Genomic DNA, 5705 nt, shown 5'->3' with positions numbered 1-5705 from the left:
CTCCACCGCCCCCGCCGTGCCCACCCTCGTGGTCGTCGGGCACGGGATGGTCGGCCAGCGTTTCCTGGAGGCCCTGGCCGAGCGCGGGCTGACCGCCGCCGCCGGTACCGCCCGGGTCGTCGTCCTGTGCGAGGAGCCCCGCGCCGCCTACGACCGGGTCCAGCTGACCTCGTACTTCGCGGGGAAGACACCGGAGGACCTGTCACTCGTCGAGCCCGGCTTCATGGAGCGGCACGGCTTCGAGCTGCGGCTCGGCGATCCGGCGGTGTCGGTGGACCGCACGGCCCGTACGGTCACCGCGCGGTCCGGGGAGACCTTCGCGTACGACACGCTGGTGCTGGCGACGGGGTCCTACCCGTTCGTGCCGCCGGTCCCCGGCAAGGACAGCCCCGGCTGCTTCGTCTACCGGACGATCGAGGACCTGCTCGCCATCGAGGAGTACGCGAGGACGGCGACGACCGGTGCGGTGGTCGGCGGCGGGCTGCTCGGTCTGGAGGCCGCGGGCGCGCTGAAGGGCCTCGGCCTGGAAACGCACGTGGTGGAGTTCGCGCCCCGGCTGATGCCGGTCCAGGTCGACGAGGGCGGGGGCGCGGCGCTGCTGCGCACCATCGAGGACATGGGCCTGAGCGTCCACACCGGGGTCGGTACGCAGGAGGTGATCGCGGGCGAGGACGGCGTGGTGACCGGGATGTCGCTCTCCGACGGCTCCGCGCTGGCCACGGACCTGGTGGTGTTCTCGGCCGGGGTCCGCCCCCGCGACCAGCTGGCCCGGGACTGCGGTCTGGCGGTCGGGGAGCGCGGCGGGATCGTCGTCGACGAGGAGTGCCGGACCTCCGACCCGGCGGTCTTCGCCATCGGCGAGTGCGCACTCGCCTCCGACGGCCGGGTGTACGGGCTGGTGGCGCCCGGGTACGAGATGGCGCTGACGGCCGCCGAGGTGATCGCGGGCAAGGAGGCCGCGTTCACCGGCGCCGATCTGTCGACGAAGCTGAAGCTGCTCGGCGTGGACGTGGCCTCCTTCGGAGACGCGCACGGCGCCGCCGAGGGCTGCCTCGACGTCGTCTACGCGGACGCCCGCTCCGGCGTCTACAAGAAGCTGGTGATCGCCCGGGACGGCACCCTGCTCGGCGGGGTGCTGGTGGGCGACGCCGACCAGTACGGCACGCTGCGCCCGATGACCGGCACCGTCCTGCCGGTCGCCCCGGAGCAGCTGGTGCTGCCGGCCGGTGCGGGCGGCCCGGTCGTGCTGGGGCCCTCCGCGCTGCCCGACGAGGCGGTGATCTGCTCCTGCCACAACGTCACCAAGGGCGCGATCTGCGAGCACACCACCCTGCCCGAGGTGAAGAAGTGCACCAAGGCGGGCACCGGCTGCGGCAGTTGCGTCAAGGTGATCGGCCAGCTGCTCCCGCAGAGCGCGGACGCGGGCCTGTGCGGCTGCTTCGCGTACACCCGCAGCGAGCTGTACGAGATCGTCCGCACCCTGGGGATCACCTCGTACGCCGAACTCCTCGACTCGCACGGGCGGGAGGCGGCGCGCGGAAGTGACGGCTGCGAGGTGTGCAAGCCGACGGTCGGCTCGGTCATCGCCTCACTGGCGCCCACGGTCGGCGCCAGCGGCTATGTGCTGGACGGCGAGCAGGCGGCCCTCCAGGACACCAACGACCACTTCCTGGCGAACCTCCAGCGCAACGGTTCGTATTCGATCGTGCCGCGCATACCCGGCGGCGAGATCACCCCGGAGAAGCTGATCGTGATCGGCGAGGTGGCCCGCGACTTCGGGCTCTACACCAAGATCACCGGCGGCCAGCGCATCGACCTGTTCGGCGCCCGGGTCGACCAGCTGCCCCTGATCTGGACCCGGCTCGTCGACGCGGGCTTCGAGTCGGGGCACGCGTACGGGAAGTCGCTGCGCACGGTCAAGTCCTGTGTGGGGCAGACCTGGTGCCGCTACGGCGTGCAGGACTCCGTGAAGATGGCGATCGACCTGGAGCTGCGCTACCGGGGTCTGCGCTCCCCGCACAAGCTGAAGTCGGCGGTCTCGGGCTGCGCCCGGGAGTGCGCGGAGGCCCGGGGCAAGGACTTCGGGATCATCGCCACGGCCGGCGGCTGGAACCTCTACGTGGGCGGCAACGGCGGCGCGACCCCGCGCCACGCGGATCTGCTCGCCCAGGACCTGTCGGACGCCGAACTGGTCCGGCTCATCGACCGGTTCCTGATGTTCTACATCCGCACCGCGGACCGGCTGGAGCGCACCTCGGCCTGGCTGGAGGGGATCGAGGGCGGCCTGGAGCACGTCCGGGACGTCGTCGTGCACGACTCGCTCGGGCTCTGCGACGAGCTGGAGCGGCTGATGGCCGACCACGTCCGCGGCTACCGCGACGAGTGGGCCGAGACCATCAACGACCCGGAGCGGCTGCGCCGGTTCGTCACCTTCGTCAACGCCCCCGACGCGCCCGACCCGTCGGTGAAGTTCGTCCCGGAACGCGACCAGATCAAGCCCGACCTGGACATCCTCGCGGGCCCGGTTCTCGCCATCCGCACTCTTGAAGGGACCGCCTCCTGATGACCACGCAGACGCTGGAGACCGCGCAGGACACCCGCAGCATCCGGCTCGCCGCCGGGGACGGCTGGGTCACGGTGTGCGACCGCTCGCTGCTGACCCCGGGCCGCGGGGTCGCCGCCCTCCTCCCGGACGGCCGGCAGGTCGCGCTCTTCCTGGACCGGGCGGGGCGGACGTACGCCATCGACAACCGCGACCCGTTCACCGGTGCCTACGTCCTCTCGCGCGGACTGGTCGGCTCGGACGGCGGGCAGCCCTTCGTCGCCTCGCCCCTGCTCAAACAGCGCTTCGACCTGGCGACGGGCGCCTGCCTGGACGACGACGAGGTCTCCGTACCGGTCTTCGAGGTCCGCGCGGACTGACACACGGCAGCGGCCGGAAGAACCCCCGAACGGGTGCTTCCGGCCGTCCGCGTTCCCGGTCGTACGCTTGATCCATGAGCCACGGCTGGAGTGCGCGCGACATACCCGACCAGAGCGGCCGGACGGCCGTGGTGACGGGGGCCAACAGCGGGATCGGGCTGCACACCGCCCGCGAACTGGCCCGTTGCGGAGCCAGGGTGCTGCTCGCCTGCCGCGACGAACGACGCGGCAAGGAGGCGGCCGACCTCATCCGGTTCGCGGTGCGCGGCGCGGATGTGGAGTTCGCGGCGCTGGACCTGGCCGACCTGTCCTCCGTACGCGAGTTCGCGGCGGACTACCGCGCGGACCGGCTCGATCTGCTGATCAACAACGCCGGTGTGATGGCCCTTCCGTACGGGCGGACCGCCGACGGTTTCGAGACGCAGTTCGGCGTCAACCACCTCGGACACTTCGCGCTCACCGGGCTGCTGCTGCCGAAGCTGCTGGCCACCGACGGCGCCCGGGTGGTGACCGTCTCCAGCGGGCTGCACGCGCTGGCCGACATCGACATGGGCGACCTCAACAGCGAGCGGAACTACCGCCGCTGGATCGCCTACGGGCGCTCGAAGACCGCCAATCTGCTCTTCGTCCACGAGCTGGCCCGGCGGGCCGCGGCGGCCGGCAGCGCCCTGGTCGCCGCCGCCGCGCACCCCGGCCTCGCCGCGACCAACCTGCACACGGCGGGGGCCCGGATGGAGCGGCGCAGAGCGGTGGAACGGGTCATGAGCCTCGCCAACGTCCTCGCCCAGCCCGCGTCGGCCGGGGCCCTGCCCACGCTGTACGCGGCCACCGCGCCGGGTGTGCGCCCCGACTGGTTCACCGGCCCGCGGCGGGGCTGGCGCGGCGCGCCCGGCCCCTCCTGGCGGGCGGACCGGACGCGCGACGACGTGGCGGGCGAGCGCCTGTGGGTGGCATCGGAGCAGCTGACCGGCGTGACGTACGCCGGGCTGTAGCTCAGCCCTGGTCCTCGACGGCGGAGGGGTCCATCCAGACGACCTCCCAGATGTGGTGGTCCGGGTCCTGGAAGGACCGGCCGTACATGAAGCCGAGGTCCTGCGGCTCGTTGGCGGGGGAACCGCCGCTCGCGAGGGCCGCGTCGGCCAGCTCGTCCACCTTCTCGCGGGTGTCTGCGCTGAGCGCGAGGATCACCTCGGTGGACGTCGAGGCGTCCGCGATCTCCTTCTTGGTGAAGTCCTTGAAGCGCTCCTCCTGGAGGAGCATCGCGAAGATCGTGTCGCTGATGACGAGGCAGGCGGTGCGCTCGTCGCTGAACTGCGGGTTGAAGGAGTAGCCCAGCTTGCCGTAGAAGCTCTTGGACGTCTCCAGGTCCTTGACCGGCAGGTTCACGAAGATCATCTGAGGCATGGCCGTCTCGCTCTCTCGGTGCGTGGTTCCGTGTGCGTCTGTCGAACGCTTCTCGACAGGTAGACGCCGGGCCCGCCCGGAACTCATCGGTGCGGGCCGCACATCCTTTCCGTGCGGGCCGGCTCAGGAAACCGCCAGCGGCGCCCCGCCCCGCAGCAGCGAGCCGCCCAGCGGGGTCAGGGTGTGCAGGACGGAGCCGCCGTGCCGCAGGGTGTGGACGAGGCCCGCCTCGCGCAGGACGCAGGCGTGCTGGCTGGCCGAGGCGAGGGAGACCCCGGCGCGCCGGGCCAGTTCGCTCGTCGTGCAGCCGTCGCCGATGGCCCGCAGGACGGTGGAGCGGGTCTGTCCGAGGAGCCGGCCGAGCCAGGGGCCCGGTTCGGCGAAGGCGGGGGCGGCCGGGTGCGCGACCGGGTACACCAGGACCGGCGGGAGCAGCGGGTCGCGCAGGACGACGGGGGTGCCCCGGCAGAAGTACGAGGGCTGGAGGAGCAGTCCGCGCCCGTCCAGGTGGAGGTCCCGGTCGACGGGGTAGTCCGCCTCCAGGACGGGTGCCCGCCACCGGATGACCGGCGGGAGCGAGGCGAGCAGTTCGTCGGTGCCGCCGTCCAGGAGGGCGCGGCCCCGGATCGCGCGGTCGGCCTCGACGGCGGACTGGATGTGCGGCCAGTACGGCTCGACGGCGGCGCGGTGGTAGTCCCGTAACGCGCCGACGAGCCGGCCCAGCGGCTGGGCGCCGCCCGCGCGCAGCGGCTCCAGGCGGGCGCGCCGGGCCGCGCGCCGGGCGCCGGGCGGTCCCGACTCCTCCAGGACGGCGATCTCGGCGCGCAGGCGCTCGGGCGGCGTGGCGCGCACGGCTTCCATTCCGGCGTCGAGTCCGAGTGGTTCGGCGTTTTCCTGAGAAGGCGTCAGGAAGTCGGGGAAATATCCGCGCTGCGGAACGACCGCGGACAGCAGACGTACTTCACCGCTCAACCTCGGGCGGGTTTCCGAGCGCCATTTCCCGAAGACCGCGGAAGCCCTCCGGTCCCTCAGCCGGTGAAAGCTGAGAATGGTCTCCCACAGCGCGTCCGGCCCGGCGGCCATCCGCACCCTGGAAAGGTCCCATCCGGAGACATGGATACGCAGCACCGAACTCCCACCCCTTGCACCTGCAATTGCCCCCTCGCAAGCGTATGCGAATCGTAACAGCACGTCACCACGGGGTTTCGGCCAGAGGTGAAACGCCTCGCCCCGACCCGCCGCCGGACGAAAGGCTGTGCGTCGTCGGGTGCGATTCCGGAGCCACCGGAAGAGCGAGTGAAGGCCGTGGGGGGTTTTGCTCGTTCGGCGGCGGTTGGCAATGGTGCGGCTCCGCACTCGATGGGGGTAAGCCGGGTGCG

The 5705-nt window shown here is 72.2% G+C and carries 5 protein-coding genes; 3 read left to right on the top strand and 2 right to left on the bottom strand.

Annotation, left to right across the window (positions count from 1 at the left end; translation table 11 throughout):
• The first annotated feature begins 16 nt into the window (after nt 1-16).
• The 3 genes from nirB (at nt 17) to EAO73_RS18105 (ending at nt 3914) form a co-directional block, all read left to right on the top strand.
• Complete coding sequence (gene nirB, locus EAO73_RS18115; RefSeq protein ID WP_147972586.1) at nt 17-2563, top strand: nitrite reductase large subunit NirB; 2547 nt, start codon at nt 17-19, stop codon at nt 2561-2563.
• Nucleotides 2563-2922 carry a nitrite reductase small subunit NirD gene (gene nirD, locus EAO73_RS18110; protein WP_147972585.1) on the top strand — a complete coding sequence of 120 codons (360 nt, stop codon included), beginning with the start codon at nt 2563-2565 and terminating at the stop codon, nt 2920-2922. Before nirB ends, nirD begins: the two co-directional genes overlap by 1 nt.
• Nucleotides 2923-2996: 74 nt before the next feature.
• Nucleotides 2997-3914, top strand: a complete 918-nt coding sequence (locus EAO73_RS18105) for an oxidoreductase (RefSeq protein WP_147972584.1) — start codon at nt 2997-2999, stop codon at nt 3912-3914.
• Between the two features lies 1 nt (nt 3915).
• Here the strand turns inward: EAO73_RS18105 and EAO73_RS18100 are convergent, their stop codons facing one another.
• Together EAO73_RS18100 and EAO73_RS18095 are read right to left on the bottom strand one after the other, a co-directional pair.
• Nucleotides 3916-4326 carry a VOC family protein gene (locus tag EAO73_RS18100; RefSeq protein ID WP_147972583.1) on the bottom strand — a complete coding sequence of 137 codons (411 nt, stop codon included), beginning with the start codon at nt 4324-4326 and terminating at the stop codon, nt 3916-3918.
• Nucleotides 4327-4449: 123 nt separating this feature from the next.
• Complete coding sequence (locus tag EAO73_RS18095) at nt 4450-5454, bottom strand: ArsR/SmtB family transcription factor (protein WP_191134128.1); 1005 nt, start codon at nt 5452-5454, stop codon at nt 4450-4452.
• Nucleotides 5455-5705: the final 251 nt, after the last annotated feature.

The organism is Streptomyces sp. col6 (assembly GCF_008042035.1).
Classification (GTDB): Bacteria; Actinomycetota; Actinomycetes; order Streptomycetales; family Streptomycetaceae; genus Streptomyces.
Note: the sequence above shows the minus strand (reverse complement) of the source record. Positions and strands in the feature narration are given on the sequence as shown.